Here is a 24,940-nt window from a genome sequence, read left to right as displayed (position 1 = left end):
AGAAGTGATCTGACATGGCCGCTGCCCTGCAAAATGCCAACTCCAACGACATCACCAGCGTGATCTCCACGCTTGGTCAGCGTGCCGGCAGCCGTGGAGGTGCGAAGGTCGAAGCCGTGGCGGGGCCGAAGCGTGCCGCAATCCTGATGCTGGCGTTGGGCGAGCAATATGGCGGCAAGATCTGGTCGCTGCTCGACGACGACGAAGTGCGCCAGCTCTCGCTGGAGATGTCGACGCTCGGAACCGTCGAGGTCGACACTGTTGAGGACATGCTGCTCGAATTCGTCTCGCGGATGTCGGCCTCCGGCGCGCTGATGGGCAATTTCGACGCCACCGAGCGGCTGCTCCAGCAATATCTTGCACCCGAGCGCGTCAACGGCATCATGGACGAAATCCGCGGTCCGGCCGGCCGCAACATGTGGGAGAAGCTCTCCAACGTGCAGGAAGAGGTGCTCGCCAACTATCTCAAGAACGAATATCCGCAGACCATCGCGGTCGTGCTGTCGAAGCTGAAGCCGGAACACGCCGCGCGCGTGCTCGGCATCTTCCCCGAGGATCTGGCGCTCGACGTCGTCAACCGCATGCTGAAGATGGAGGCGGTTCAGAAGGAGGTGATCGAGAGCGTGGAGAAGACGCTGCGCACCGAATTCATGTCCAACCTGTCACAGACCCGCCGCCGTGACGCCCACGAGGTGATGGCGGAAATCTTCAACAATTTCGACCGCCAGACCGAAACCCGCTTCATCACCTCGCTGGAAGAGGACAATCGCGAATCGGCCGAGCGCATCAAGGCGCTGATGTTCACCTTCGACGACCTCGTGAAGCTGGATTCCGGCTCGGCCCAGACCTTGATGCGCAACGTCGACAAGGACAAGCTCGGCGTCGCGCTCAAGAGCGCCAACGAGGACGTCCGCAATTTCTTCTTCGGCAACATGTCCTCGCGTGCGGCCAAAATGCTCCAGGACGACATGGCGGCGATGGGTCCGGTCCGCCTGCGCGACGTCGACGAGGCCCAGGCGCTGCTGGTCAACCTCGCCAAGGACCTCGCCGCCAAGGGCGAGATCATGCTGACCAAGAACCGCGCCGACGACGAGCTGGTGTATTGATGGGCGCTCCGGCAAAATTCCTGTTCGACAACGACTTCGCCGCGCCCGACCGGACGCGCGAGAAGGCCGCAACTGCGGCCGAGATCGCCCAGAAGATCGCGGAAGCCGAGGCGCGCGCCTATCAAGACGGCTTTGCCGCCGGCCAGCGCGAGGCCAAGGCCGAGAGCGACCGCCGCGTCGCGCTCGCGATGGAAGAGATCAACATCGGAATCCGGGGCATTGCCTCGGGCATCGGCAACATCGAAACCAAGATGGAGACCGAGGCGGTCGACGTGGCGGTGGCGGTGGCGCGCAAGCTGTGCGCCGATCTGGTCGCCGCCGAGCCGCTCGGCGAGATCGTCGCGCTGATCAAGGACTGCTTCTCGCATCTGGTCGCGACGCCGCATCTCGTCATCCGCATCAACGACGCGCTCTACGACGCGGCCCGCGAGAACATGGAGCGGCTGGCCAAGCAGAGCGGCTTCGAAGGCCGGCTGGTGATTCTGGCCGAGCCCGAGATTGCGACCGGTGATTGCCGGATCGAATGGGCCGATGGCGGCGTCGTGCTGGAGCGCGGCGCCATCACAGCCAAGATCGACGAAATGGTGGGACGCTATGTTGCGTCCCGCAGGGGGAGCTAAGCCATGAGCGACACTGACGGACAGGTCCCGCTGCCCGATCTCAACGGCCCGATGCCGCCTGCCGGCACCGACGTCGGCTACAACGAGGACGAATATGCGATGCGCGCCGCCGCCGACCTCGAGGCCGTGTTCGACGTACCGGTGCAGGTCTCGGCCGTGCTCGGCCGCTCCAAGATGGACGTCAGCGAGCTGTTGAAGCTCGGGCCCGGGACCGTACTCGAGCTCGACCGGCGCGTCGGCGAAGCCATCGACATCTACGTCAACAACAAGCTGGTCGCCCGCGGCGAAGTGGTCCTGGTGGAGGACAAGCTCGGCGTGACCATGACCGAAATCATCAAGACTGAACGCGCTTAAAGCGATGACGCGCGGCAGCGCGACCAGACGGACAGGAGACTGATATGCGGCTTCTCATCGTTGGCACATTGAAGGGCCAGCTCACCACCGCCACCAAGATCGCGATGGCGAACGGTGCCACCGTGACCCACGCCGAGGATCACGAGCAGGCAATGCGCGTGCTGCGTGGCGGCAAAGGCGCCGACCTGCTGCTGGTCGACGTCGCCCTCGACATCCGCGACCTCGTGATGCGGCTCGAAGCCGAGCACATCCATGCTCCGATCGTCGCCTGCGGCATCACCAACGACGCCCGCGCCGCGGTTGCCGCGATCCACGCCGGCGCCAAGGAATACATCCCGCTGCCGCCGGACCCGGAGCTGATCGCAGCCGTGCTGGCCGCGGTCGCCAACGATTCCCGCGAGCTGGTCTACCGCGACGAGGCGATGGCCAAGGTGATCAAGCTCGCCCAGCAGATCGCGGGCTCGGACGCTTCCGTGATGGTCACCGGCGAATCCGGCACCGGCAAGGAAGTGCTGGCCCGCTACGTCCATACCCGCTCGGCCCGCGCCAAGCGCCCGTTCATCTCGATCAACTGCGCCGCGATCCCCGAGCATCTGCTGGAGTCCGAACTGTTCGGCCACGAAAAGGGCGCCTTCACCGGCGCGATCGCCCGCCGCATCGGCAAGTTCGAGGAGGCAACCGGCGGCACGCTGCTGCTCGACGAAATCTCGGAGATGGACGTCCGCCTGCAATCGAAACTGCTCCGCGCCATCCAGGAGCGCGTGATCGACCGCGTCGGCGGCACCAAGCCTGTCCCGGTGGACATTCGCATCATCGCGACCTCGAACCGCAATCTGGTTGAGGCCGTACGCGAAGGTACGTTCCGCGAGGACCTCCTGTTCCGGCTCAACGTCGTGAATCTGAAGATCCCGCCACTGCGCGAGCGTCCCGCCGACATTCTCGAGCTCGCCCAGCACTTCGTCAAGAAATACGCCGAAGCCAACGGCGTGCCGATGCGCCCGATCTCGGCGGAAGCGCGACGCGTGCTTTCCGCCAACCGCTGGCAGGGCAACGTCCGCGAACTCGAAAACACCATGCACCGTTCGGTCCTGATGGCGCAGGGCGACGAGATCGGCGCCGACGCCATCCTCACGCCGGACGGCGACCGCCTCGACCTCGCCAAGACCGCGCCGGCCGTGGCGCATGCCACCATGGCCGCCGAGCAGGTAACGCGGGCCCTGGTCGGCCGCACCGTCGCCGATGTCGAACGCGACCTGATCCTGGAGACGCTGAAGCACTGCCTCGGCAACCGGACCCATGCCGCCAACATCCTCGGCATCTCGATCCGCACGCTGCGCAACAAGCTCAACGAATATTCCGACGGCGGCATCCCGATTACGCCCGCCGGCACGCCGGGTGAATATCCGCGCATGCCGATGGTGGGGGCGTAGGCGCTCTACGCTGATCGAGAGAATGCGAATGCCCGGGCCAAGTCCCGGGCATTTTTGTTTGAATGCAGGCTACCGCCCTCGTCATTGCGAGCGCAGTAAAGCAATCCAGGATCTTTCCGCGGTGACAGACTGGATTGCTTCGCGTCGCTCGCAATGACGGCGTTGAGGGCGGTTCTCGCATAACGGGACCGCGCTACGTGACTAGGCCATCCGCAGGCAACGCCCTATAACCCCGCATGAAAACCACGCGAGGGTAAACATGTCTGAAGCTCAAATCACGGACTGGCTGGCGACGCAGCGGCAGGCGATGATCGACCTGCTGCGCGATGTCGTGAACATCGATTCCGGGTCCTATGACAAGGAAGGCGTCGATGCGGTCGGGGCGCGGTTCGAGCGGCATTTTGCCGAGCACGGCATCCCGTTCCGGCGTGAAAACAACGCCACCTTCGGCGATGCGATCCATGCCGACGTCGCAAAGCCCGGCAGCAACGAGAAGCCGGTGCTGTTGATGGGACATCGCGACACCGTGTTCGGCAAGGGCGAGGCCGGGCGGCGTCCGTTCACGATTCAAGACAAGCGCGCCTATGGTCCGGGCGTTGCCGACATGAAGTCGGGCGTCGTCATGAACATATTCGTGGCGACCGCCTTCCATAAATTCGGCGGCAGCCCGCACCCGATCAAGGTGCTGATCACCTCGGACGAGGAGATCGGCTCGCCCTCCTCCCGGCCGGTGATCGAGCGCGAAGGACGCGCCGCGCGCGCCGTGTTCAATTCCGAGCCGGGCCGCCCGACCGGCAATATCGTGACGGGGCGCAAGGGCGGCATCTTCATGCATGTCGCCATCGCTGGCAAAGCCGCGCATTCCGGCGCCAATTTCGCCGCCGGCGTCAGCGCGATCGGCGAACTCGCGCACAAGATCGTGCAGATCCACGCGCTGACCGATCTCGACAAGGGCATCACGCTGAACGTCGGCCTCGTCTCGGGCGGGCAGTCCGTCAACACGACGGCGCCTTACGCGGAGGGGCAGATCGACATGCGCTACGTCGATCCCGCGGATCGTGCGAGGGTGATGGCCGCGATCGAGGCGATCATCGCGACGTCTTACGTGCCGGGCACGAGTGCGACGCTGACGGTCAAAGGCGAGTTCGTCCCGGTGGTGCAGAGCGCGGATTCGAAAGCGCTGTTCGAAACTTATCAGGCCGCCGCAAAGCAGGCCGGCCTCACGACGCTCCAGGGTGAGTTCTCTGGCGGCTGCGCCGATTCCGGCTTCACCGCCGCGGTCGGCACGTCGACCATCTGTGGCCTCGGCCCCGTCGGCGGGCTCGCGCACACGCCGGAGGAATATCTCGAGCTCGACAGCATCGTGCCTCGCGCACAGGCGCTGGCGCTGGCGATTTTGCGGGGGTGATGTAGGTGCCGCAGGGTGGGCTAAGGCGCACTTGCGCCGTGCCCGCCATTGGTTTTCGTTGGATAGAAGTGGTGGGCACGCTTCGCTTTGCCCACCCTACGAGACCTGCCGTATTCTATGAATAACTCGGCGCGTCCGGCTTGCGGAAGATGTGGATGGGGTCGCCCGGCACGATCGGTTGGCCGCTGAACATGGCATAGGCGTAGAGCGCGAGATAGGCGATCGCGAGCGCGCCGATGGCGTAGAAGGCCCAGGTCGCGACGCGTTTCATCATTGCGCTCCATTGCCGCCCCCGGCGGGAGGCCGAGGTGCTTCTAGAGCGATGAAAGCGAAAAGGCCAGCCTGTGCGCCCCTCGTCCGGCGGCGATCAAATGCTGCGCCGGAGGTGGGTGGGAACGCTGACGTCCGCAAGCCTGGCCGCGTCTTCGTCCTGATCGACCGCCACGTACTGGCCGTGCCAATAGGCCAGCGCAGCGTTGCGGGTCGAATTCCTGACATCCCGGACACGGCCGATGACGATGCCATGCGAATGGCGCTCGACGATCTCCTCGACCTCGCAATCGACGGCGGACAATGCGCCGACCAGCAGCGGAACACCCGAAACCGCCGTTACCCATCGGGCGCCCGCGAAACGATCGGCACCCTTGAGCCCTCCCTTGCCGGCAAAGCGCTCGGCGACGTCGAGCTGATCGGCCGCGAGGATGTTCACGCCGAAAGCGCCGTGGCGCCGGATCAGCGGCAAGGACGAGGCATCGCGATTGATGCTGACGATCAGCGTCGGCGGCTCGACCGACAGCGAGGCGACGGAAGTGACCGTCATGCCGGTAATGTCTTTGCCTCGCCCGGCGGTGATGACGCTGACGCCGCCGGTGAGGTGGCGCATGGCGCCGCGGAAATCGGCGGACGTGACGGCAATTTCGGTCATGAGATCGCGGGGCACTACATTCATGGCATCGCCCCCAAACGGGGCCCCTCTCTATTTAGGTACGATCGTCCGCCGACAAAAGGTGGCTCAGGATCGAGCCTTCGAGACCCGCGAGCTCGGCCGAGCCGCGTTCGCGGGGCCGGGCCGTGTTAACCACGACGTCATGGGCGATCCGCCCGTCCTCGATCACCAGCACCCGGTCGGCCAGCGCGACCGCCTCGGCGACGTCGTGGGTCACCAGGATCGCGGTAAAGCCCTGGTCGCGCCAGACGCGCTCCAGCAGCCGCTGCATCGAGATGCGGGTCAGCGCGTCCAGCGCGCCAAGCGGCTCGTCGAAAGCGAGCACCCGCGGACGCGAGACCAGCGCGCGGGCAAGGGCTACGCGCTGCTTCTGGCCGCCCGACAGCACCGAGGGCCACTGGTCGCGCTTGTCGGTCAGCCCGACCTCGGTCAGCGCCTTCTCGGCGCGCGTGTGCGCGTCACTGGATGAACGATCGCGACCGAGACCGACCTCGACATTGGAGAGAACGCGAGCCCAGGGCAACAGCCGGGGCTCCTGGAACATCACGCGGATATCCTCGGGTTTCACCGCGTCGCCGAGCGAGATACTGCCGGCGTCAAACTTTTCCAGGCCGGCGATCAGGCGCAGCAACGTGCTCTTGCCGCAGCCGCTCTTGCCCACGATCGCAACGAACTGGCCGGCCGGGATGTGCAAATCGATGCCGCGCAGCACCTCATTGTCGCCGTAGGATTTGCGCAAAGCCCGGATGCTGAGCGGCAAGCCGCTGGTCTGCGCCGGCCGTTCCTCGCGCAGCACATGGACCTGAGGCGCGAAATTGGCGCGGCTGGCGAGATCGGTTTCCGGAAGGGAGCTACGAAGGGCTGTCTGCATGTCACTCTCAACGTTTCCAATAAGCGGGGTGCCAGGAGAGCGTCAGGCGCTCCAGCGCGCGGGAGGCGCTGTCGGCGAGCTTGCCGAGCAGCGCGTAGATCAGGATCGAGAGCACGACGACGTCGATCAGCATGAACTCGCGCGCCTGCATCGCCATGTAGCCGAGGCCCGAAGACGCCGCGATGGTCTCGGCGACGATCAGGGTCAGCCACATGATGCCGAGCGCGAAGCGGATGCCGACGAAGATCGAGGGCAGCGCGCCCGGGAAGATCACGCGTCGGAACAGCTCGCCATCGTTCATGCCGTAGATGCGGCCCATCTCGATCAACTGGGGATCGACGGTGCGGATGCCGTGCAGCGTGTTGAGGTAGATCGGGAAGAACACGCCGAGCGCCACCAGGAACAACTTCGCGCTCTCGTCGATGCCGAACCACAAGATGACCAGGGGGATCAGTGCCAGATGCGGCACGTTGCGCACCATCTGGAGCGTGGTGTCGGTGAGCTTTGAGGAGAGCTGCGACAGGCCGTTGGCGAGACCGAACGCGAAGCCGATGCTGCCGCCGATCAAAAAGCCGATCGAGGCGCGCCAGAACGAGACCCAGATGTTGCGCACGAGCTCGCCGGAGAGCAGCAGCTTCCAGCCTGCGAGCACGACGTCGGTCGGCGCCGGCAGCACCCGCGTCGGCACAAAGCCAGTGACGCTGGCAACCTGCCAGATCGCGATGATGGCGAGCGGCACGATCCACTGAATCAGGCCGTCGAGGCGCGGCAGGCGAAAACTGCGCGGGAACGAAACGCTGTCGATCAGGCTCATGACTGCGACACCTTGTGCTGCGGACGGAAGTCGCTGCCGACCGTCTCACCAAAGGGGCCGCCGTTGAAGTGAAGCTTGGTCACGTTGCTGGGCTGCTCCAGCGAAAGCAGCGGGAACACCAGCTCGGCGAAGCGATAGGCTTCCTCCAGATGCGGGTAGCCCGACATGATGAAGGTATCGATGCCGATGTCCTGATACTCCTTGATACGGGCCGCGACGGTCTGGGCGTCGCCGACCAGTGCCGTGCCGGCGCCGCCGCGCACGAGGCCGACACCGGCCCACAGGTTCGGAGCGATCTCGAGCTTGTCGCGCTTGCCGCCATGCAGCTGTGCCATGCGCTGCTGGCCGACGGAATCCATCCGCTCAAAGTTCTTCTGTGCCGTGGCTATGGTCTCGTCGCTGACATGCTTGATCAGCTCGTTGGCAGCCTGCCAGGCCGCTTCATTGGTCTCGCGGACAATCACGTGGAGCCGGATGCCGAAGGACAATTTTCGGCCACGTGCTGCGGCGACCTCCCTCACCTTGGCGATCTTCTCCGCGACCAGCGCCGGCGGCTCACCCCAGGTGAGATATTTGTCGACGGCGTCGACGGCGATGTCGATACCGGCATCCGACGAGCCGCCGAAATAGAGCGGCGGCCGCGGCGACTGCACCGGCGGAAACAGCAGCTTGCCGCCTTCGACATGGATGTGCCTGCCCTCGACATTGACGGTCTTGCCGGCGAGCAGGTCGCTATAGACGTTGAGAAACTCGCGGGTGACCTCGTAGCGCTCGTCATGGCCGAGGAAGATGCCGTCGCCCTTATTCTCGACGGGATCGCCACCGGTGACGACGTTGACGAGAAGCCGGCCGTTGGTGATGCGATCGAGCGTCGCGGTCATGCGCGCGGCCACGCTCGGCGATTGCAGGCCGGGCCTGACGGCCACGAGATAGCGCAGCCGCTCGGTGAACGGCGCGACCGAAGAGGCGACGATCCAGGAATCCTCGCAAGATCGCCCGGTCGGCAGCAGCACGCCGAAATAGCCGAGCTGGTCGGCGGCCTGCGCGATCTGGCGTAGATAGTTGAAATTGACTTCGCGGCCGCCGAAGCCGGTGCCGAGATAGCGGCCGTCACCGTGGGTCGGCAGGAACCAGAGGATGTTGGCGTTTGCTTGCTTGCTCATGTGCTTGCTCATGATCCTGGCTTCCGCGCCACGTCGGAAATCTTGATGGATTTGGGAATCAGGTTGAGCGCGAAGAACGCGTCGGCAACCTGCTGCTGATCGGCGACGACGGCGTCGGTGATCGGCTTGATGCCGTAGGCCTGCCGCTTCAGCGCCACCTCGACCACGGGGACCGGCAGGCCGATCGCGGGCGCCAGCTGCTCGGCGACCGCGTGAATGTCGCCCTCGGCCCAATCGTCGACCGCGCTCAGCTCGGCCAGCACGGCGTCGACGATCTCAGGATTGGCTTCGAGGAATTTCTTCGAGGAGAAATAGAACTGGTAGTTCGCCACGATGTCGGTACCGTCAGCGAGCGTACGTGCGCCGGTCGCCGCTTCCGCGGCGGCCTGGAACGGATCCCAGATCACCCAGGCATCGACCGCGCCGCGCTCGAAGGCGGCGCGCGCATCGGCAGGCGCCAGAAATACCGGCTCGATCTCGGAATATTTGACGCCGGCCTTCTCGAGTGCCTTGACCAGGAGATAGTGGACGTTGGAGCCCTTGTTGAGCGCGACCTTCTTGCCCTTGAGATCGGTGACAGACTTCAGCGGGCTGTCTTTCGGCACCAGGATCGCCTCGCCCTTCGGGGCCGGCGGCTCGTAGGCGACATACTGGATCGGGGCGCCGGCGGCTTGCGCGAAGATCGGCGGGGCTTCGCCGGTGTTGCCGAAATCGATCGCGCCGACATTGAGCGCCTCGAGCAGCGGCGGGCCGGAGGGGAATTCGGTCCACACCACCTTGTAGCCGTTGGCCGCGAGCTTCGGCTCCAGCGTGCCCTTGCTCTTGAGCAGCACCAGCTTGCCGTATTTCTGATAGCCGATGCGAACCACCTTGTCTTGACCGTAGGAGGTGCCGACCGCGGCGGCGACGATGCCGATCGACAGCACGATGGCCGCGATCAGACGCTGAATGATACGTCTCATGTTCAAACCCTTCTGGATGGGAAGATCGGTCGGCACGATCAGGCTGCCGGGTTGCGCCAGACGATGTCGCGAACGACGATCGGCTTTGGGATCAGGCCGAGCTTGTAGAAGCGGTCGGCAACGCCCTGCTGGGTGACGACGATGTCGTCGGTGACGGGGCCGACCACGAAGTTCGCGCGATTGGCTGCGACGGTCTGGATATCCAGCGGGACGCCGGTGATCGCGGCGAGCGATCTCGCGACCTCGTCGCGGTTCTGTTCGGCCCATTTGCCGGCCGCCGTCGTCACGTCGACGATCTGTTGCAGGATCGCACCGTGGTTCTTCGCGAAATCGCGGTTGGCGATGTAGAAGGAATTGGTCTTGGTGACTTCGCGTGCATTGATCAGGATGCGGCCGCCCTGCTTGGTCTCGCCGATCGCAAAATACGGATCCCAGATCGCCCAGGCCTCGATGCTGCCATTGGCAAAGGCAGGCCCGGCATCCGGCGGCGTCAAATAGACCGGCGTGATGTCGGCGTAGGTGAGACCGGCCCTTTCCAGCGTCTGCACCACGATGTTGTGGGCACTGGAGCCCTTGGTGAAGCCGATGCGCTTGCCCTTCAAGTCAGCGATGGTGCGGATCGGCGAGCCCTTCGGCACCAAAATGCCCTGGCCGTTGGTGATGGGCTGGCCGGCGGCATAGACGATTGCCGCGCCCGCGGCCTGGGCGAACACCGGCGGGGAATCGCCGACCGAGCCGAAATCGACGCTGCCGACATTCATCGCCTCCATCATCGGAGGCCCCGAGGAAAACTCGACCCATTTCACCTCGATGCCTTGCGGATTGAAATGTTTTTCCAAGGACGCCTGCTGGCGCGTGATGACGAGCACGCCGGTCTTCTGGTAGCCGACCCGAATTTCCTTCACCGCGCTTTGTGACGTTCCTTGCGCTTTGGCGCGCGAGGCGAATGCAGCGACTGCCGCAGTTCCGACGGATAATTTGAGAAAGTCCCGACGCTGCATTCCGCACTCCCGGCCGCACGTGGCCGTCATCATTCATCTTGCCCAAATGATGGTGCGACTTATCGGAGGTGTCGAGACGCGCGAGAAAATAGCGATGCGAGCACTGCGCCCGGTGCCGCGCGCACGATTAATCTTTCAAGCGGTGGAGCGAATGAAGATGGAATTTTTCTGCACGCGGATGTGAATGCCGAGCGCGTTGGGTCTCACGACTCGTGACCGGACCAAAAACCGCGAAAACAACCCCATGCACAGTAGCCGGGGCGTGCGAAAACAATGACTTACGTATATCCGAAATTCGTTTGACTCGTCGGGCAAAACGGGGGCAAGATGAGATCGTGGCGGCGTTCGGGATGGACCCGCCTCTGGCGGGCTAATGCAGCCACCTCACCGGCAAATTCTGCAGCCCGCGGAACGCCCAGCCGCCGATCCGCACCGGCTCGTCGTCGGCAAGCTCGAGCTTTTGGGCACGTGCAAACAAAGTCGGCAGCGCGACATCGGCGATCATGGCGCGCGAGGCCCAGGCGCCGGCGCAAAAATGCGGACCGGCGCCGAACGCGATGCTCTTGGCGGTATCACGCCGCACGTCGAACTGGTCGGCGCGCTCAAAATGCTTCTCGTCACGGTTGGCCGAGCCGAACATCAGGAACACACGCTCATCAAGTTCGAACGAGACGTCGCGGATGCTCCACGGCTTTGCGATGCGCCGCGGCGACATGCCGATCGGCGAGATCCAGCGGGCATATTCCTCGAAGGCCTGGAGCCAGGTCACCTCGCCCTTGCGCACGAGATCGAGCTGCTCGGGATGGGACAGCAGCGCCCACACCGTGCCGGCGATCGCCTTGCGCGGTTCGTTCTGGCCGCCTGATATCGCGAGTTTGACGTTGGCGCGCACGCTCTCCATCGACATGCCCGAAGCGAGCAGCACGCCAAGGATGCTCCGGTCAGGATGCTTGCGCATCACCGGCAGGATGTCGTCGATCGCCGCATCGATGCCTGATGTCGCCGCATGGCAGCGCGCCTCGACGGTCGCGTCGCCGGTGTAGTTGGCGATGCCCTCGATCATGCCCTGCGACCATGCATCCATGTCCCCAAAGCCGATATTGGTGAGGCCGGTAATGGACTTCAGGCATTCGCCGGAGAACGGCAGCGCGAAGTCGCGCATGAAGTCGATCCGGCTGCCCGGAACGATTGCATCGATGATGCGGTCAGCATGCGCCTGGAATTGCGCGGTCCAGTGCGCCTTCACCGTCTTCGGCGACACCGTCGGAAACATCGCGCGGCGCTCGACCTGGTGCGCCTCGCCGTCCTTGCGCATCATGTTGTGGCCCATCAGCCGATTCATCAGGCCGGCCGGCTGGTGCGAGGAGAACACGTCGATCTGCTTCTCGGAGATCGAGATGTCGTCGCGGCGCGTCAGCAGCGTCGAGCCGAGTTGCGGTACGAAGGCGATCGGCGCCTCTTTACGCATTGTCGCGAGCATCGGGTAGGGGTCGGCCCAGAACGCGACAGGGTCGATGTCGATGCGCGGCGCGGTGCTCAAGACGGCCTCCCCTGAATTCTCCTGTGCTTCAGGACAGACTAGCGAACTCCGCGACCCGGGTCTGTCCCTAGCGATAGGGACGGACGGAGTTGGAGTTACTGGGCCTCGGCAATCTTCGGTCCAGATGACTGCATCTGCGCGTTAGTTGCCGAGGGTCGGTTCGACAGCAATGCCGGGTCCGGCGATCGGGAAGCGGCGTCGGGCGGTGCTCCCTCGGATGGTCGACGGGCAGCGGTTGTCGGAAGCACGATCACTTTCGCTCCGATTTTCACCCGCTCAAAAAGGTCCACGACGTCTTCATTGGTCAGGCGGATGCAGCCAGACGAAACCCGCTTCCCGATCGTATCGGGCTTGTTGGTGCCGTGAATTCTATACTCGGTCTCGCCCAGATACATCGCCCGAGCGCCGAGCGGGTTGCCGGGGCCGCCCGCCATAAACCGCGGCAGATAAGGCTGACGCACAACCATCTCCGCAGGCGGACGCCAATCCGGCCATTCTGTTTTACGGGCCACAGTCTGTTCACCGGACCACGTGAAACCTTCGCGGCCAACACCGATGCCGTAGCGCATCGCTTGCCTGTCGTTCAGAACGAAATAAAGGAACGTGTTTCCGGTATCGATGATCACGGTGCCCGGCGCCTGGTGGCTGGTGTAGTCAATGACCTGCCGAACAAATGCTCCGGGACCGTCAGCAGCTTTTGGTGGTTCGACTTGAGGCGTCCGGGCCGGAATCGGAGCCGGAGCCGGCGCTGATGCATGAACTGGAGTTGACACGTAAACCGGAGTTGACGACGCCATGGCTTGGTTTGCAGACGGTTTTCGGATCGGTTGCACGCTCGCCGGGCGAGACAGCAAACTGTACCCCAATGCCGCGATGGCCACGGCGCCAATCGCAACTCTCCCGGCCATAGGCAGCGCGAACGTCTCTGCCTTTCCACGTTTGGCCCGCTTACTCATCTCTCTCCCCAGGTCACCATGCCCAAGAGAGGTACGCGGCAAAATTTAAGAAACTTCGAAGCGATCTCGCTCAGACTGGAACCGTGGAGATGGTTAACGCCGAACTCTTCGCGGACCTGAAGCACCCTCAATTCAGGCTGCGGGGGCCAGCCAGCAGGCGCAGCACGATGGCAAACAGCTCGCTCTGCGAGGAGATGCCAAGCCGCTCATAGGCGCGTTTGCGGTAGGTCAGCGTCGAATGCAGGCTGATGCCGAGTGCTTGCGAGATCGCCTCGGAGCTGAAGCCGGAGAGGATGCGACGACAAACGTCCTGCTCGCGCGAGGTGAGGCTGGCGAGCGGCGTGCGCGTCGCAAACAGCGTGGCGAGAGTCTGATCGGTGGTCGCCGCGCCTTGCTGGAAATGGCGCGCCACGCTCGCGCCAATTGCTGGTGCAATGGTTCGGAGCCGCTCATGCTGCTCGGCGCTGAAGCGGCCCTGGGCGGCGATCCGATAGAAATTGACGTAGAAGCAGGTGTCGTCGACCCAGATCGCGGTCGCGCATTTGTCCACGATGCCGGAATCCACAAAGAACATTTTTCGGTAGCGCGCGCCGTACATGCGGGGCGCGAAGGCCGGCAGTACGATCGGCGCGCGCCCCTTCCCTTCGAACAGCGCATCGCGGTTGGGGTCGGATTCGTGGAACTGCCCGGCATAGGCCGCGCCGAGATCGCCGCCGATCGGGATGTTGCCGGCATCGAGCAGGCAGTGTGCGGCGCCGGCACGGCTCAACGCGAACACCATGCAATGGCCGACATCGGCCTGCCGACGCAGCGTGTCGATCAAGACATTTGGAAAGTCGGGGCGGCCGATCGCGAGCACCGCGGGCGCGATGTCGCCGGCCGCCAAGCTTGAGCCTGAGCCTGTCCCGCGGGACCGCATCGTTCTCTCCCTGCCGCGTTTTGCCGAAGCCTATCAGCAAAGATCGCGGGCCGGAAGACGCCCTACCCCGCCGCCGCCTTCGCTGGCGCGACGGTGACGGCGAGCTTGCCGTAGCGGTCGGTGAAGGCCTCCGTGTCGATCTCTTCCAGCTTGATCTCACCGCTCATCACGCCCTGCTTCCAGGTTTCCTGCGCGGGATCGTTCTGGAACTCCGGCATCACCTCGCGGCCGAACAGCTCGAGCGATTCGCAGATATGCTCGTGACTGTTCTTGCCCGCTTGATTAAGCAGGATCACCTGGTCGATATGCGAGCTCTGGAAGCGCTTCAGCTTCCTGCGGATGGTCTCGGGCGAGCCGATCAGGCCGCCGCGCAGCGCGGCCTCCTGCGCCTCGGGATTGTCGCGCTTCCACTTGTTGTACTCGTCCCACATGTTGACGGTGTAGGGCGCGGGACGCTGGCGGTTCTGCGAGGCGCCGTAGAAGCGCAGCGCGAACTGGAAGAAGGTGGCGCCGTCGGCGCGGGCGCGGGCCTCCTCGTCCGTCTTGGCACACATGAAGAACGATACCAACGCCATGTTCGGGTTGATCTCATAGTCGGCGAGCTTTGCCAGACGCTTGGTCATGGCGTTGTAATAGGCGTGCACCCAAGCGTGCGCGGCGTCCGCGCTGACGAACTGGAAGCCGAGCGCGCCAAAGCCGTAACGGCCGGCACGTTCGATGGTCGGCAGCTGCGAGCAGGCCATCCACAACGGCGGATGCGGCTTCTGCACCGGTTTCGGCACGACATTGCGCAATGGGATGTCGAAGTACTTGCCGTGATGCTCGGAGCCCGCGTCCTTGAACATCGGGAAGATCGCACTGACCGCTTCCTCGAAAACTTCTTTCTTCGTTTCCATGTCGCGTCCGAACGGCGTGAGTTCGGTAATGGACGCGCTCTCGCCCATGCCGAACTCGCAGCGGCCGTTGGAGAGCAGGTCGAGCACGGCGACGCGCTCGGCAACGCGGGCGGGATGGTTGGTGGTGAGCTGAAGGATGCCGTGGCCAAGCCTGATGTTCCTGGTGCGCTGGCTGGCCGCCGCGAGGAAGGATTCCGGCGAGGGCGAATGCGAGTATTCTTCGAGGAAGTGATGCTCGACAACCCACGCATGGTCGTAGCCGAGCCGGTCGGCGAGTTCCATCTGCGACAGCGCATTCTGGTAGAGCCTGAGCTCGTCGCCGGCCACCCAGGGCCTTGGCAGTTGCAGCTCATAGAAGATGCCGAACTTCATGACGACGTCTCTCCCAAGTTTTCTTGCCCGCTTATTGTTCTTGCGCTCATCTTAATGCGCGAGGCGGCGCTGTCTACGGAGCAGCAATTCCGTCGTGCGGGAGAACGATTCCTCGACCGCACGTAGCAGTGTGCGCCATAAGCGCATGTTTGGGCCGCTTGGCCTGAGCGAGCGCCTCGTCCCTCGAGACCATCGCTTTGCGGTCTCCTCAGGACGAGGCTGAGCGGCATCTTTGCCTGTCGAAAGCGCTGCCGCGCACTCCGTCCTCATCCTGAGGGCCCGCCAAAGGCGGGCGTCTCGAAGGATGGGCGGCAGGGAAACGGCAGTTAAATGCGATCGTCCCGCGCTTGAACCGGCGGTGCGAATGGTTAGTTTTGGGGATTGCGAATCGCTCCGTTTCGCCCCTCCTCAAGACAGACATGGCCACATTCACCCCGCATCAGGATGCCGCGCTCAAAGCCGTTGGCGATTGGCTGAAGGCAAAACCCGGCCGCAACGGCACGCCGCCGGTGTTCCGCCTGTTCGGCTTTGCCGGCACCGGCAAGACCACGCTGGCGCGTCACATCGCCGACGGCGTCGACGGCGAGGTGAAATTCGCTGCCTTCACCGGCAAGGCGGCGCTGGTCATGCGCAACAAGGGTTGCGACGAGGCCTCCACCATCCATTCGCTGATCTACCGCACCCGCGAATCCGGCGAGGAGCAGCCGAGCTTCGAGCTGTGGGACGACGCCCCGGCCTCGAAGGCCAAGCTGATCGTGATCGACGAATGCTCGATGGTCGATGCCGAATTGGGCCGCGACCTGATGTCGTTCGACTGCCCGCTGCTGGTGCTGGGCGATCCCGCGCAGCTGCCGCCGATCCAGGGCGCCGGCTTCTTCACCAATACCGAGCCCGACGCGATGCTGACCGAGGTGCACCGCCAGGCCCAGGACGACCCGATCGTGCGGATGTCGATGGACGTCCGCGAGGGACGTGAGCTCGACATCGGCCGCTACGGCGAGAGCGAGGTGGTGTCGCGCAAGGAGCTCGATCCCGATCGCGTCATGGCCGCCGACCAGGTCCTGGTCGGCCGCAACAACACGCGGCGCGCGTACAATATGCGGGTGCGTCAGCGCCAGAACATCGAGGACACCTTTCCGGTCGCCGGCGACAAGCTGGTGTGCCTGCGCAACAACCGCAAGAAGGGCCTGTTCAACGGCGGCCTGTGGCGCGTGAAGTCGCGCAACACCACGCGCTCGAAATCGAGAATCCTGAGCATGCGGCTGTCGCCGGACGAGGATCTTGGCCACAAGGTGACGAAGGTCTCGGTGCGCGCCGACTGCTTCGAGGGCGGCGTCGAGGCGATCGCCTGGGAGCAGCGCAAGCCCTATGACGAGTTCGACTACGGCTATGTGCTGACCGTGCACAAGTCGCAGGGCTCGCAATGGGACGACGTCGTGCTGTTCGACGAGAGCTTTGCGTTTCAGGAGAGCCGGGCACGGTGGCTGTACACGGGGATCACGCGGGCGGCGAAGCGGCTGAGCATTGTGGTGTGAGACCGTGGGGTGGGTTAGCCGGAGGCGTAACCCACCACCATGCTTCAGCGAATGCGGAACGAAGTTTGCGGGTTACGCTTCGCTAATCCGCCGTACGCACCTAAGATCTCTCACTTCCCCGCGACGAAATAAAAATCCTCCCGCCCCGGCGGCGAGCCGTACGAAAACGGCTGCTGCTCGTGCTTGGTCACAACCCAGACGTCGTCGCGGACGATGTCGAACAGTTTTCGGATCTCGACGCGCGGCACCTTGATCTCGCGGGCGAGCGCGGTGGCGAAGGGGCTGTCGGCGCCGCCATCGCCGTCCATCGCGGTCTCGCCGTGCTTGGCGGCGTAGACCACCATGAAGCCGGCGCCGGGCTCGATGTTGGAAAAGCCCTTGTCGACCAACTTGAGCGACAGCGTGCGCTGCATGGTCGGCGCGAACGGATTGTCACGGCAGGCATCCAGCATCACCAGACGCACCTTTCGCGCGGCGCCGACGGCGGCAATCACCTGCTCCAGCGCAACCGCCTGGGTCTCGGCGTCCCTGTCCGCAGCGAGCTTGGCGTCGACAGGAACGAGATAGTTGACGCCGCCGATCTCGAACCCGTGGCCGGCGTAATAGACCACCGCCCAATCCGCCTTCTCCGCCTCGGCGGCAAACGTCTGCAACGCTTCGAAGAATTTGTCGCGGGTCAGGTCGCTGACGGATATCACGGTCTGGAAGCCGACATCGCGCAGCACGCTTGCGATCATTTTCGAGTCGCGGGGCGGGTTGGGCAAGGCGTGGACGTTCTTGTAGGCGCCGTTGCCGATCACAAGCGCCACACGGCGCCCCGTTGATCCGGCCGGCGCCTGCGGTGTCAGCGCGGCGAGCCGTTCCCGCGCGATCGCGCGGGCGCGCGCGACGTCGAGCTCGTCGAACTTCGTCAGCGAATAGGCTGCCGCGCGATAGTCGGCGCGGGCCTGGGCGAGATCCTTCCTGCGCTCGTAGATCTGGCCGCGGCCTGAATGTGCGCGGACGTTGTTCGGGTTGATCTGGATGGCCGTGTTGTAGTCCTTCAGCGCGGCGTCGAAATCGCCCTTCAACATGTTGACGTCGGCGCGATTGTTGATCGCGTAAGTGTTCTTCGGCTGCTTCTCGATCAGGCGGCTGCAGTCGGCGAAGGCCTGGTCGAACTTGCCCATCATGCCGTAGGTGATGCAGCGGTTGCTGGTGATCTGCTGCGCGGCCGGCTCGATCTTCTCGGCCTCCGCGAAATCGGCGATCGCACCGTCAAAATCCTTCATCAGCGTGCGGACGCGGGCGCGGTTGGTGTAGCCGAGCAGGAACTTGGGCGCGTATTTGATCGACAGGTTGAAATCGTCGAGCGCGCTTTGCAGCGCACCCCGGCGCAGCTGTATGATTCCGCGGTTGTTGTAGGGGACACCGTAGGTCGGACGCTTCTGGAGCGCGAGGTTGTAGTCCGCCATCGCAAGGTCGTCCTGGCCCGTCCGCTCATGGGCAAGGCCGCGCAAATTGAGCGTGACGACGTTGTCGGGATCGAGATCGACGGCCATGGACAAGGTCTCGATCGCGTGGAGGTAGTCGCGCTTGTTGATCAGCGTATTGCCGCGCACGGAGAGCGCGATGCCCTTGTCCTTGCCGGCGACACGGTCGGCGTTGAGCAGATTGTCGCAGGCCTGCGCCCTGGCCTGCGCATCCGCCTGGCGGTCGCGGCAAATCGCGAGGTCGTCGCCGGATTGCGAACCGGCCGCCGCGATCGAGCTCCAGACGGCCAAGCCGGCGAGCACGGCGACAAAGGTCAGGGATATGACGCGCAGCATGTTGTCAGGTCAGCTCCAGCCATCAATCTTTAGGTCGATCATCGATCGCGCGGGTTCATCTAGCGCGGAGTTCCGGTCCTCGCCAAGCCGGACTGTCCCAGGCCGCGTTTTTCACAGACTCGTGTCCGTCCGGCCGTAACAATCGTCCGGCCGTCCCGTATCTCGAATGTCTGTAAATGCCGGGCAGGCTGTTCGCCCGGCTCCAACCGCCCTAGACTGTCAGACCTTCCGAAAGAGGATTGCCATGCGCCGACCTGCCATCCTGTCCCTGCTCGCCGCAACCACCGCCCTGACGCTGGCTTTTGCCGCGCCGACCCGGGCCGCCGAGGACGCGGTCGTGATCCCAACTCCCGCAGTGGATGCGGCACCCGCAAGCGGGACCCAAACCGCCGTGATCGCCGGAGGCTGCTTCTGGGGCGTGCAGGGCGTGTTCCAGCACACTGCGGGCGTCCTCAACGCGGTTTCCGGCTATGCTGGCGGCACCAAGGCGACGGCCGACTACCAGACTGTCTCGAGCGGCCGAACCGGCCATGCGGAAGCGGTCGAGATCAAATACGATCCGAAGAAGATCTCCTACGGCAAGATCCTGCAGATCTACTTCTCGGTGGCGCACGACCCAACCCAGCTCAACCGGCAGGGACCCGACAGCGGCACGCAATATCGCTCGGCGATCTTCACCACCTCCGACGAGCAGAAGAAGGTGGCCGAAGCCTATATCGCCCAACTCAACGGCGCCAAGGTCTTCAGCAAGCCGATCGCGACCAAGGTCGGCGCGCTGGAGGCGTTCTATCCGGCGGAGGCCTATCATCAGGACTATCTGACGCTGCACCCGAACCAGCCCTATATCGCCTACAACGATCTCCCGAAGGTAGAGAACCTGAAAAAGCTGTTCGCGGATAACTACATTGAGAAGCCGACGCTGGTGAGTGCCAGCAAGGCTACCAACTGATCGCGAGATCACCAAAAAAGACGGGAGACCCATGCCCGACACCAAGACGAAAACCACAGACGACAAGGTCATCAAGAGCGAAGAGCAATGGCGCAGCGAGTTGTCGCCGATGCAGTACGCGGTGCTGCGCGAAAAGGCGACCGAGCGTCCCTTCTCCGGCGAATATGAGCACGACCACCGCGCCGGCACCTATACCTGCGCCGGCTGCGGCAACGAGCTGTTCGAATCCGATGCGAAATTCGATTCCGGCTGCGGCTGGCCGAGCTTCACCCAGCCCGCCGTCGAGAGCCATGTCGACGAGGAGCAGGACGTCACCCACGGCATGATCCGCACCGAGGTGCTGTGCTCCAAGTGCAGCGGCCATCTCGGCCATGTCTTCCCTGACGGCCCCGGACCGACCGGCCTGCGCTATTGCATCAACTCGGCGGCGCTGAAGCTCGAGCCGAAATAATCGTTGCGTGTCCCCCGGTTCCGTCATGGAACCGGGGGACACGATGTGCTTTTCTTCTTTGGCGGTGCGGCCGACCATCGTGTTTCGGCGGCCGCCAGGGAGGATGCCATGACGCTTGGGACCATCCTGATCATCCTGGTGATCATTTATCTGCTCGGCGGTCTGTCGGGCCGCTTCGGTGGCTACGGCTACGGGATGGGCCATTCCGGCATGGGGATCGGCGGCCTCGTGCTGGTGGTGCTGCTCGTGCTGCTGCTCCTCGGTAAGCTATAAACCAATCAAGCCATTGATGTTATTGCGACTTTCCAAGTCGCGGACCTGCCATGCGTGGATTCATCATCTCTCATCGCAGGGGTCGCAATTTTGTCAAAACGGCCTATATTAGAGGACGAAAATGACATGTGCGGCGGGCCCACCTGATCGTGGCCTCCGCCCGTCCAAATCCCACGCGCTTAAAGCCCCAGAGCGATCACGAGGTCTTTGACCATGCGTCCACTGCGTCCGTTCAACTTCAACACCTCCGCCGAACTCTTTCCCGCCGCGATCCGCAAGAAGAAGCGCGCGGGCTTCACCTATCGGCGGTTTGGTACCGCGGCCGAAGCCGTGCAGTTCGCAATGGAGCAGCTGCCGACGGATTCGCTGAACGGCGCCTATCTCCAGGTCGAGGAAGCGCGCTTCGACCAGAACGGGATCCGCTCGCTTTACGAGAGCGAAGCCTTCCCGCTGCCCCGTCACCGCAAGCCTGAGCCCGTCGAGAACGCCGACGCCGACGCGGCGTAAGCTTTCTCGCAAGCCTGCTTTATCGCAAGTCTGCTTTATCGTAAGTCTCCGATGTGCGCTGAAGGCGCGATGGCCATAAGCCGTCGCGCTTTTTGCGTTTTGGGGAGTGTCAGGTGCGCGGCTGCTTGTCGAGCCAGCGGCGCAACAGGCGCACGTTGCGCATATTGGCGCGGAACATGACGTCGAAGGCGTCGCCTGCGAACGGGACGATGCCGACCACGCCGTCGACGGCGACATTTCCGAGCATGCGCGCGGTGAGGTACCAGGGCGCGCCGAGCGCGCGGGCCTCACGCACCAGCCACAGCGAGATCGCGGTCGTGATGATGTCGCCGACGATGGGGATCAGTCCGATCAGCCCGTCGATGCCGTAGCGGATATTGGTGCCGGGCAGGACGAAAGCGACGTCGAGCAGCTTTGCGATCGCCTCGATCCGCGCGATCCGCTGCTCGCGCGTCAGATTGCCGAACGGGCTGCCAGCAAATGGATTATCTTTGCCGAATTCGAAGCGAAATTCGCGAAAGCCTTGCTCCAGCGTTTCGGGCCGGATTTCGCGACCGTCCTGGTCGATGATCGGCCCACGCCCCTCGGCGCCCGAAGAAGCCGCGCCCGAGCGGCTTCCCGAACGGGATCGGCGTGGAGCAAGAATATCGTCATCGGACATGGTCATGATCTCAAGGCAACGCGCCAGGGCGGCCGAGGTTGCTGCGGCCCTGATCAAGGGGTCGTGCGCTCAGCTCCGCGCCGCCGCCGGCAGCGGCTCCTCGACATATTTATGCACGAGCCAAGATGAAATCACCGCCGGCACGAACCCGACGAGGCCGTACAGGATGAACTGCACCGCGCCCGAATCCGGCCCACGCGAACTGTAAGTCAGGGAAGCCAGGATGAAAGCGAACACGCCGACCAGCAGCATCCGCAGCACCGGGCCGATCCGGCGGACGTGGACCAGAATATCGTCGACCGCGCCGAGCATCAGCGAGGGCAGGAAGCCGAACAGATAGCTGTATTGCAGCGATTTGAAGAACACTGCGAACAGCTTGCCGACCTCGCCGAGGTTGGTCTGGGCCCAATAGCCGGACTGATAAGTCGTCGTCAGCAGCAGCAGGAACCCGCCCACGAACGGGCCGACCAGCGCAAACACCAGATAGCGTTTCATCAACCACCCCCATCCTTCCCCCTGTTATAGCAGTGCCGCGGGAACCTTGAATAGCGGCGTGCGGGCTCTGCCTTTGGGAACAAGCGGCATAGCGACGAGTTCAGACAGGACTTGAAACTCACCTGTCAGATTTGGAGCCGCCGATGTCCCGCGAACTGTTCTTTCTGACGACGATCGCGTTGACGGTCCTGACCGGCCTGTCGAGCCTGCCTGCGCGCGCGCAAGGTCATGGCGGCACCCCGCAGGAACAGCAGGCCTGCTCGCGCGATGCTTCGCGGCTGTGCCGAAAAGAGCTCGGCAACGACACGGCGGTACAAGGCTGCTTGCAGGCCAACAGAGCCAAGCTGTCGCGCTCTTGCAAAAAGGTGTTTCAGAGCCACGGCATGTAAGGACCGGAACCATTCCGCTCGAACGGAGAGTGAAGCCATGTTGCGCGACGAACAGCTCTCGATCCTCAGGGACATCAGTCAGTCCGTTGCCTTCGCCGACGATCGGCAAGGCAAGGTGGGACAGCTGATCGCCGACGGTTACGTGATGAAAGACGGCGATCTGTTCGAACTCACAGCAAGAGGCGTCACCGCCGTCGAGGAACACGCCGCAGGGCTTGGCGCGGGTGACGCGGAACAAGCGAGCGTATCCTCCGATCGGTTGATCTGATCGCGCGCGCCGTTTTTGTGCGTGACGTGTACGCAACAATTGCGAATTCCTTTTTGCGTCCCATTGCGGCCGCGTGACAATGGCGCATACTTGGCTCGGGCGGCGCAGCACTTTTCGATTCGCACATCACGAGAGATCGAGCGACCACATGCGGGATTGAGGTCCCGGCGTGAAGGCTGTGACATGCGGCAGATCAAGCCGCGTGCGGCGCCCCAAAAACCAAGTGGCTCAAGCCCACGGAACTCGGGGACGCATTCTGCATGACACACTATCAGACAATCGCAACTCTCTTCGCCATCGCCACCACCGCCGTCGCATTCCAGACATCGCCCGGCCTCGCCTTCTCGTCCGAAGCGCAACAGATGTGCTCCGGCGATGCCATGCGGCTCTGCTCGAGTGAAATCCCCGACATCCCCAGGATCAGGGCCTGCATGGTTCACAAAAAGGCGCAGGTCAGCCCCGGCTGTCGTGCCGTGATGGACCGCGAGCACGCAGCCGCGACGGGATCGCGCAAACGAGAAGCTGCTGCGCAATAGCGCCGGTTCAATTTCGGTTGGATCGTTGAATGCCCGGTTCACCTCTCCGGAGGGAAAGGTGAACGACAGTCAGGCGCGACCTCAGTCGCCCCACTGCGCGAAGGCGTCGTTGAAGGCGCGCTCGCCGGGAGCGCCCTTCTCGATGGCGATGATGGCGCGGCGCTGGTTGGCGTAGACCAGGGGCACGTCGAACCAGGAGCGCTCCTTCAGGAGTTGGACGTTGCGGCTGCGGTCGGCATCGACGTTGGAGAGGCCGACCAGGAAGAAGCCGTCGGTGACCTTGACCGCGAGACCTGCGAGCGGCGTGCCGCGGGCTTGCTCGTTCGACTTCATCAAAATGCCGGGCACGTTGGAGACGCTGCCGCCCGGGAAATCCGGCGGCAGGATGAAGGTCAATTCCGCGGTGTGACTCGCCGGCAGCGACGAGTCGGTGTTGCGGCGGAACGACATCGTCATCTTGAACTTGCGATCGGGGATCTCGATGTCGGCGCGCACGGCGACGTCGGCCTTCTGGTTGCCGGACGCCTTGATCGGCTCGAGCCGCCACACCACCGAGCCGACATATTGCTTGCCCTTGGGGTCGGACGGATCCTCGTCATAGAGCACCACCTTCTGCGCCACCGGCGCGACCGGCTGGTCGCTGGCTGAAGGCTGGCCGACGCGATCCGGAATCTTCGGCTTGCTCTGCGGCTGCGACGAATCCCTCGGCGCCTCCACCACCTGCGTCGGCGAAGACTTGAACAGGCCGCTCGCGGTCTGGACCAGTTGCTTGCCCCAGAGGATGCCGGCACCGACCAGGATCAGCACGATGCCGACGGCGATTGCGCTCTTGAACGGAAACACGGAGCCGGTGCGGGCGCGCTTCTTCTTGGTATTGCGGTCGAGAACCGGGATGTGCGGACGCTGCGATGGCGACTGCGACTGCGGCGCGTAGCGCTCGGCTTCCTCGATCGATTCGTCGTAGGAATAAGGCGCCTCCCCGGCGGCGCGATTCTCCAGGCTCGGCTCGAGCCGGTCGAATTCCGGCGAGGGCGAGGGCACGTTGGCGTAGGTGCGGCGCGCAGCACGGTTGGCCTGCGCGGCGGCGCCGCCGAGATCATTGGCGTCGGCCGTGATGTCACGGAAGCCGCGTACGCCCGGTGCAGGCGGCAACGGCGGCCCGACGTCCGGCTGACGGCGCCCACTGGCGCGATCACGTCCGGCCGGCGGAGGCTCCGGCATCGGCGGCGGTGCCGACGGACCCGGCTGGCGCGGCGCGTCGAAACGCGGGGCCCGCGGCCCACGCGGGGCGTCGCCCTGGTCATCGACGTTGAAGGACGGCCGGTCGGCGCGCGGCGGCGGAGCCGGACGGGTGCGCGGCGGGGCAGCGGTTTGGGGCGCGGGCGAGTTGCCCTCGGTGGCGCGGGTGCTGGCGCGGCGGAAGGCATCGCCGCTGCCGCTGCTGCGGGCGCCGCCACCGGGGCGCGAGGCCTCGCGGGCACGCTGGGCAGCTTCCGATTCGACCTTGCGGACGGCCTCTTCCAGGGACAGCCGTTCGCGGGTGATCTCGGATTCGGAGAGCGGCGGCTGCACGCTGCGGAGCTGCGCGATCAGCGCCGTGCGCGCCCGCTCGTAGAGCGCGCGACGGCTCTCGCCGGGAGCGTTGGGGTCCAGGGCTGCAATAGCGCGGGCGATCAGCGGATAGTAATCAGCCATTTCAACTCAACTAGC

28 protein-coding genes are annotated in these 24,940 nt (G+C 64.3%); 13 read left to right on the top strand and 15 right to left on the bottom strand.

Annotated features, from left to right (window positions below):
* Window positions 1-14: 14 nt before the first annotated feature.
* From fliG to IVB27_RS36925, 5 genes are all read left to right on the top strand, one after another.
* Window positions 15-1,106, top strand: a complete 1,092-nt coding sequence (gene fliG / locus IVB27_RS36945) for a flagellar motor switch protein FliG (RefSeq protein WP_106942059.1) — start codon at window positions 15-17, stop codon at window positions 1,104-1,106.
* Window positions 1,106-1,726, top strand: coding sequence for a FliH/SctL family protein (locus IVB27_RS36940; RefSeq protein WP_247447550.1), 621 nt, complete (start codon window positions 1,106-1,108; stop codon window positions 1,724-1,726). The genes fliG and IVB27_RS36940 overlap by 1 nt, the downstream gene beginning before the upstream one ends.
* A 3-nt stretch (window positions 1,727-1,729) precedes the next feature.
* Window positions 1,730-2,080: a flagellar motor switch protein FliN gene (gene fliN, locus IVB27_RS36935; RefSeq protein ID WP_247447549.1), complete on the top strand. Its 351-nt coding sequence runs from the start codon at window positions 1,730-1,732 to the stop codon at window positions 2,078-2,080.
* A gap of 44 nt (window positions 2,081-2,124) precedes the next feature.
* Window positions 2,125-3,510: a sigma-54-dependent transcriptional regulator FlbD gene (gene flbD / locus IVB27_RS36930; RefSeq protein ID WP_247343288.1), complete on the top strand. Its 1,386-nt coding sequence runs from the start codon at window positions 2,125-2,127 to the stop codon at window positions 3,508-3,510.
* 259 nt (window positions 3,511-3,769) lie between these two features.
* Window positions 3,770-4,918: a M20 family metallopeptidase gene (locus IVB27_RS36925; protein ID WP_247447548.1), complete on the top strand. Its 1,149-nt coding sequence runs from the start codon at window positions 3,770-3,772 to the stop codon at window positions 4,916-4,918.
* A gap of 115 nt (window positions 4,919-5,033) precedes the next feature.
* On the opposite strand, the gene IVB27_RS36920 is transcribed toward IVB27_RS36925, so the two are convergent.
* The 11 genes from IVB27_RS36920 to IVB27_RS36870 all read right to left on the bottom strand — a co-directional run bounded on the left by IVB27_RS36920 (window position 5,034) and on the right by IVB27_RS36870 (window position 15,358).
* Entirely contained in the window at window positions 5,034-5,189 is a 156-nt protein-coding gene (locus IVB27_RS36920; protein WP_008131268.1) for a hypothetical protein, read from the bottom strand.
* Between the two features lie 96 nt (window positions 5,190-5,285).
* A complete protein-coding gene (locus IVB27_RS36915) occupies window positions 5,286-5,867 on the bottom strand; it encodes a flavin reductase family protein (protein ID WP_247447547.1) in 582 nt (193 codons plus the stop codon).
* A gap of 31 nt (window positions 5,868-5,898) precedes the next feature.
* Window positions 5,899-6,735 (bottom strand): ATP-binding cassette domain-containing protein, encoded by an 837-nt coding sequence (locus IVB27_RS36910; protein ID WP_247447546.1) that lies wholly within the window; start codon window positions 6,733-6,735, stop codon window positions 5,899-5,901.
* Between the two features lie 7 nt (window positions 6,736-6,742).
* Entirely contained in the window at window positions 6,743-7,549 is an 807-nt protein-coding gene (gene ssuC / locus IVB27_RS36905) for an aliphatic sulfonate ABC transporter permease SsuC (protein ID WP_247447545.1), read from the bottom strand.
* On the bottom strand, window positions 7,546-8,712 hold the full coding sequence (gene ssuD, locus IVB27_RS36900; protein ID WP_247447544.1) for an FMNH2-dependent alkanesulfonate monooxygenase: 1,167 nt from the start codon (window positions 8,710-8,712) through the stop codon (window positions 7,546-7,548). The genes ssuC and ssuD overlap by 4 nt, the downstream gene beginning before the upstream one ends.
* A gap of 8 nt (window positions 8,713-8,720) precedes the next feature.
* The gene (locus IVB27_RS36895; protein WP_247343269.1) at window positions 8,721-9,674 is read right to left on the bottom strand and encodes a sulfonate ABC transporter substrate-binding protein; all 954 of its coding nucleotides are present in this window, start codon (window positions 9,672-9,674) and stop codon (window positions 8,721-8,723) included.
* Window positions 9,675-9,712: 38 nt separating this feature from the next.
* Window positions 9,713-10,675 (bottom strand): sulfonate ABC transporter substrate-binding protein, encoded by a 963-nt coding sequence (locus IVB27_RS36890; protein ID WP_247343266.1) that lies wholly within the window; start codon window positions 10,673-10,675, stop codon window positions 9,713-9,715.
* A gap of 370 nt (window positions 10,676-11,045) precedes the next feature.
* Window positions 11,046-12,215, bottom strand: a complete 1,170-nt coding sequence (locus IVB27_RS36885) for a cytochrome P450 (protein WP_247447543.1) — start codon at window positions 12,213-12,215, stop codon at window positions 11,046-11,048.
* A gap of 95 nt (window positions 12,216-12,310) precedes the next feature.
* Window positions 12,311-13,171, bottom strand: a complete 861-nt coding sequence (locus tag IVB27_RS36880) for a L,D-transpeptidase (protein WP_247447542.1) — start codon at window positions 13,169-13,171, stop codon at window positions 12,311-12,313.
* Window positions 13,172-13,298: 127 nt separating this feature from the next.
* Entirely contained in the window at window positions 13,299-14,090 is a 792-nt protein-coding gene (locus IVB27_RS36875) for a helix-turn-helix transcriptional regulator (RefSeq protein WP_247447541.1), read from the bottom strand.
* Window positions 14,091-14,152: 62 nt separating this feature from the next.
* Complete coding sequence (locus IVB27_RS36870) at window positions 14,153-15,358, bottom strand: LLM class flavin-dependent oxidoreductase (protein WP_247447540.1); 1,206 nt, start codon at window positions 15,356-15,358, stop codon at window positions 14,153-14,155.
* 419 nt (window positions 15,359-15,777) lie between these two features.
* Between IVB27_RS36870 and IVB27_RS36865 the strand changes: the two genes are divergently transcribed.
* The gene (locus IVB27_RS36865) at window positions 15,778-16,893 is read left to right on the top strand and encodes an ATP-dependent DNA helicase (protein WP_247343252.1); all 1,116 of its coding nucleotides are present in this window, start codon (window positions 15,778-15,780) and stop codon (window positions 16,891-16,893) included.
* A 110-nt stretch (window positions 16,894-17,003) separates the two neighbouring features.
* Here IVB27_RS36865 and IVB27_RS36860 read toward each other — a convergent pair whose 3' ends face one another.
* Complete coding sequence (locus tag IVB27_RS36860) at window positions 17,004-18,701, bottom strand: tetratricopeptide repeat protein (RefSeq protein WP_247447539.1); 1,698 nt, start codon at window positions 18,699-18,701, stop codon at window positions 17,004-17,006.
* Between the two features lie 244 nt (window positions 18,702-18,945).
* On the opposite strand from IVB27_RS36860, the gene msrA reads away from it, so the two are divergent.
* From msrA to IVB27_RS36840, 4 genes are all read left to right on the top strand, one after another.
* Window positions 18,946-19,650 (top strand): peptide-methionine (S)-S-oxide reductase MsrA, encoded by a 705-nt coding sequence (gene msrA / locus IVB27_RS36855; protein WP_247447538.1) that lies wholly within the window; start codon window positions 18,946-18,948, stop codon window positions 19,648-19,650.
* Between the two features lie 31 nt (window positions 19,651-19,681).
* Window positions 19,682-20,101 carry a peptide-methionine (R)-S-oxide reductase MsrB gene (msrB, locus tag IVB27_RS36850; RefSeq protein ID WP_247447537.1) on the top strand — a complete coding sequence of 140 codons (420 nt, stop codon included), beginning with the start codon at window positions 19,682-19,684 and terminating at the stop codon, window positions 20,099-20,101.
* 108 nt (window positions 20,102-20,209) lie between these two features.
* On the top strand, window positions 20,210-20,374 hold the full coding sequence (locus IVB27_RS36845) for a DUF3309 family protein (RefSeq protein WP_211394774.1): 165 nt from the start codon (window positions 20,210-20,212) through the stop codon (window positions 20,372-20,374).
* 213 nt (window positions 20,375-20,587) lie between these two features.
* Window positions 20,588-20,881: a hypothetical protein gene (locus tag IVB27_RS36840; RefSeq protein ID WP_247343240.1), complete on the top strand. Its 294-nt coding sequence runs from the start codon at window positions 20,588-20,590 to the stop codon at window positions 20,879-20,881.
* Between the two features lie 109 nt (window positions 20,882-20,990).
* On the opposite strand, the gene IVB27_RS36835 is transcribed toward IVB27_RS36840, so the two are convergent.
* Together IVB27_RS36835 and IVB27_RS36830 are read right to left on the bottom strand one after the other, a co-directional pair.
* Window positions 20,991-21,548: a DUF4112 domain-containing protein gene (locus IVB27_RS36835; protein WP_247343238.1), complete on the bottom strand. Its 558-nt coding sequence runs from the start codon at window positions 21,546-21,548 to the stop codon at window positions 20,991-20,993.
* A gap of 63 nt (window positions 21,549-21,611) precedes the next feature.
* Window positions 21,612-22,037 (bottom strand): DUF5413 family protein, encoded by a 426-nt coding sequence (locus IVB27_RS36830; RefSeq protein WP_247447536.1) that lies wholly within the window; start codon window positions 22,035-22,037, stop codon window positions 21,612-21,614.
* Window positions 22,038-22,180: 143 nt separating this feature from the next.
* Here IVB27_RS36830 and IVB27_RS36825 point away from each other — a divergent pair, with 143 nt between their 5' ends.
* From IVB27_RS36825 to IVB27_RS36815, 3 genes are all read left to right on the top strand, one after another.
* A complete protein-coding gene (locus tag IVB27_RS36825; protein ID WP_247343234.1) occupies window positions 22,181-22,426 on the top strand; it encodes a hypothetical protein in 246 nt (81 codons plus the stop codon).
* Between the two features lie 37 nt (window positions 22,427-22,463).
* Complete coding sequence (locus IVB27_RS36820; RefSeq protein ID WP_247447535.1) at window positions 22,464-22,694, top strand: hypothetical protein; 231 nt, start codon at window positions 22,464-22,466, stop codon at window positions 22,692-22,694.
* Between the two features lie 260 nt (window positions 22,695-22,954).
* A complete protein-coding gene (locus IVB27_RS36815; protein ID WP_247447534.1) occupies window positions 22,955-23,230 on the top strand; it encodes a hypothetical protein in 276 nt (91 codons plus the stop codon).
* A gap of 81 nt (window positions 23,231-23,311) precedes the next feature.
* Here the strand turns inward: IVB27_RS36815 and IVB27_RS36810 are convergent, their stop codons facing one another.
* Window positions 23,312-24,925 (bottom strand): hypothetical protein, encoded by a 1,614-nt coding sequence (locus tag IVB27_RS36810; protein ID WP_247447533.1) that lies wholly within the window; start codon window positions 24,923-24,925, stop codon window positions 23,312-23,314.
* Between the last annotated feature and the right edge of the window lie 15 nt (window positions 24,926-24,940).

It is taken from the genome of Bradyrhizobium sp. 197 (genome assembly GCF_023073375.1).
In the GTDB taxonomy this organism is placed as follows: Bacteria; Pseudomonadota; Alphaproteobacteria; order Rhizobiales; family Xanthobacteraceae; genus Bradyrhizobium.
This window is presented reverse-complemented; position numbering and strand designations above follow the sequence as displayed.

What these genes read in the sequence shown, in the direction of transcription:
- IVB27_RS36830 (WP_247447536.1), bottom strand. Translation starts at nt 22,037, where the DNA reads ATGAAACGCTATCTGGTGTTTGCGCTGGTCGGCCCGTTCGTGGGCGGG.
- IVB27_RS36915 (WP_247447547.1), bottom strand. Translation starts at nt 5,867, where the DNA reads ATGAATGTAGTGCCCCGCGATCTCATGACCGAAATTGCCGTCACGTCC.
- fliN (WP_247447549.1), top strand. Translation starts at nt 1,730, where the DNA reads ATGAGCGACACTGACGGACAGGTCCCGCTGCCCGATCTCAACGGCCCG.
- msrA (WP_247447538.1), top strand. Translation starts at nt 18,946, where the DNA reads ATGCGCCGACCTGCCATCCTGTCCCTGCTCGCCGCAACCACCGCCCTG.
- IVB27_RS36865 (WP_247343252.1), top strand. Translation starts at nt 15,778, where the DNA reads ATGGCCACATTCACCCCGCATCAGGATGCCGCGCTCAAAGCCGTTGGC.
- IVB27_RS36820 (WP_247447535.1), top strand. Translation starts at nt 22,464, where the DNA reads ATGTTGCGCGACGAACAGCTCTCGATCCTCAGGGACATCAGTCAGTCC.
- IVB27_RS36810 (WP_247447533.1), bottom strand. Translation starts at nt 24,925, where the DNA reads ATGGCTGATTACTATCCGCTGATCGCCCGCGCTATTGCAGCCCTGGAC.
- flbD (WP_247343288.1), top strand. Translation starts at nt 2,125, where the DNA reads ATGCGGCTTCTCATCGTTGGCACATTGAAGGGCCAGCTCACCACCGCC.
- fliG (WP_106942059.1), top strand. Translation starts at nt 15, where the DNA reads ATGGCCGCTGCCCTGCAAAATGCCAACTCCAACGACATCACCAGCGTG.
- IVB27_RS36840 (WP_247343240.1), top strand. Translation starts at nt 20,588, where the DNA reads ATGCGTCCACTGCGTCCGTTCAACTTCAACACCTCCGCCGAACTCTTT.
- IVB27_RS36925 (WP_247447548.1), top strand. Translation starts at nt 3,770, where the DNA reads ATGTCTGAAGCTCAAATCACGGACTGGCTGGCGACGCAGCGGCAGGCG.
- IVB27_RS36910 (WP_247447546.1), bottom strand. Translation starts at nt 6,735, where the DNA reads ATGCAGACAGCCCTTCGTAGCTCCCTTCCGGAAACCGATCTCGCCAGC.
- IVB27_RS36920 (WP_008131268.1), bottom strand. Translation starts at nt 5,189, where the DNA reads ATGAAACGCGTCGCGACCTGGGCCTTCTACGCCATCGGCGCGCTCGCG.
- IVB27_RS36880 (WP_247447542.1), bottom strand. Translation starts at nt 13,171, where the DNA reads ATGAGTAAGCGGGCCAAACGTGGAAAGGCAGAGACGTTCGCGCTGCCT.
- IVB27_RS36870 (WP_247447540.1), bottom strand. Translation starts at nt 15,358, where the DNA reads ATGAAGTTCGGCATCTTCTATGAGCTGCAACTGCCAAGGCCCTGGGTG.
- IVB27_RS36815 (WP_247447534.1), top strand. Translation starts at nt 22,955, where the DNA reads ATGACACACTATCAGACAATCGCAACTCTCTTCGCCATCGCCACCACC.
- IVB27_RS36825 (WP_247343234.1), top strand. Translation starts at nt 22,181, where the DNA reads ATGTCCCGCGAACTGTTCTTTCTGACGACGATCGCGTTGACGGTCCTG.
- IVB27_RS36875 (WP_247447541.1), bottom strand. Translation starts at nt 14,090, where the DNA reads ATGCGGTCCCGCGGGACAGGCTCAGGCTCAAGCTTGGCGGCCGGCGAC.
- msrB (WP_247447537.1), top strand. Translation starts at nt 19,682, where the DNA reads ATGCCCGACACCAAGACGAAAACCACAGACGACAAGGTCATCAAGAGC.
- IVB27_RS36940 (WP_247447550.1), top strand. Translation starts at nt 1,106, where the DNA reads ATGGGCGCTCCGGCAAAATTCCTGTTCGACAACGACTTCGCCGCGCCC.
- ssuC (WP_247447545.1), bottom strand. Translation starts at nt 7,549, where the DNA reads ATGAGCCTGATCGACAGCGTTTCGTTCCCGCGCAGTTTTCGCCTGCCG.
- IVB27_RS36835 (WP_247343238.1), bottom strand. Translation starts at nt 21,548, where the DNA reads ATGACCATGTCCGATGACGATATTCTTGCTCCACGCCGATCCCGTTCG.
- IVB27_RS36860 (WP_247447539.1), bottom strand. Translation starts at nt 18,701, where the DNA reads ATGCTGCGCGTCATATCCCTGACCTTTGTCGCCGTGCTCGCCGGCTTG.
- IVB27_RS36845 (WP_211394774.1), top strand. Translation starts at nt 20,210, where the DNA reads ATGACGCTTGGGACCATCCTGATCATCCTGGTGATCATTTATCTGCTC.
- IVB27_RS36890 (WP_247343266.1), bottom strand. Translation starts at nt 10,675, where the DNA reads ATGCAGCGTCGGGACTTTCTCAAATTATCCGTCGGAACTGCGGCAGTC.
- IVB27_RS36895 (WP_247343269.1), bottom strand. Translation starts at nt 9,674, where the DNA reads ATGAGACGTATCATTCAGCGTCTGATCGCGGCCATCGTGCTGTCGATC.
- ssuD (WP_247447544.1), bottom strand. Translation starts at nt 8,712, where the DNA reads ATGAGCAAGCAAGCAAACGCCAACATCCTCTGGTTCCTGCCGACCCAC.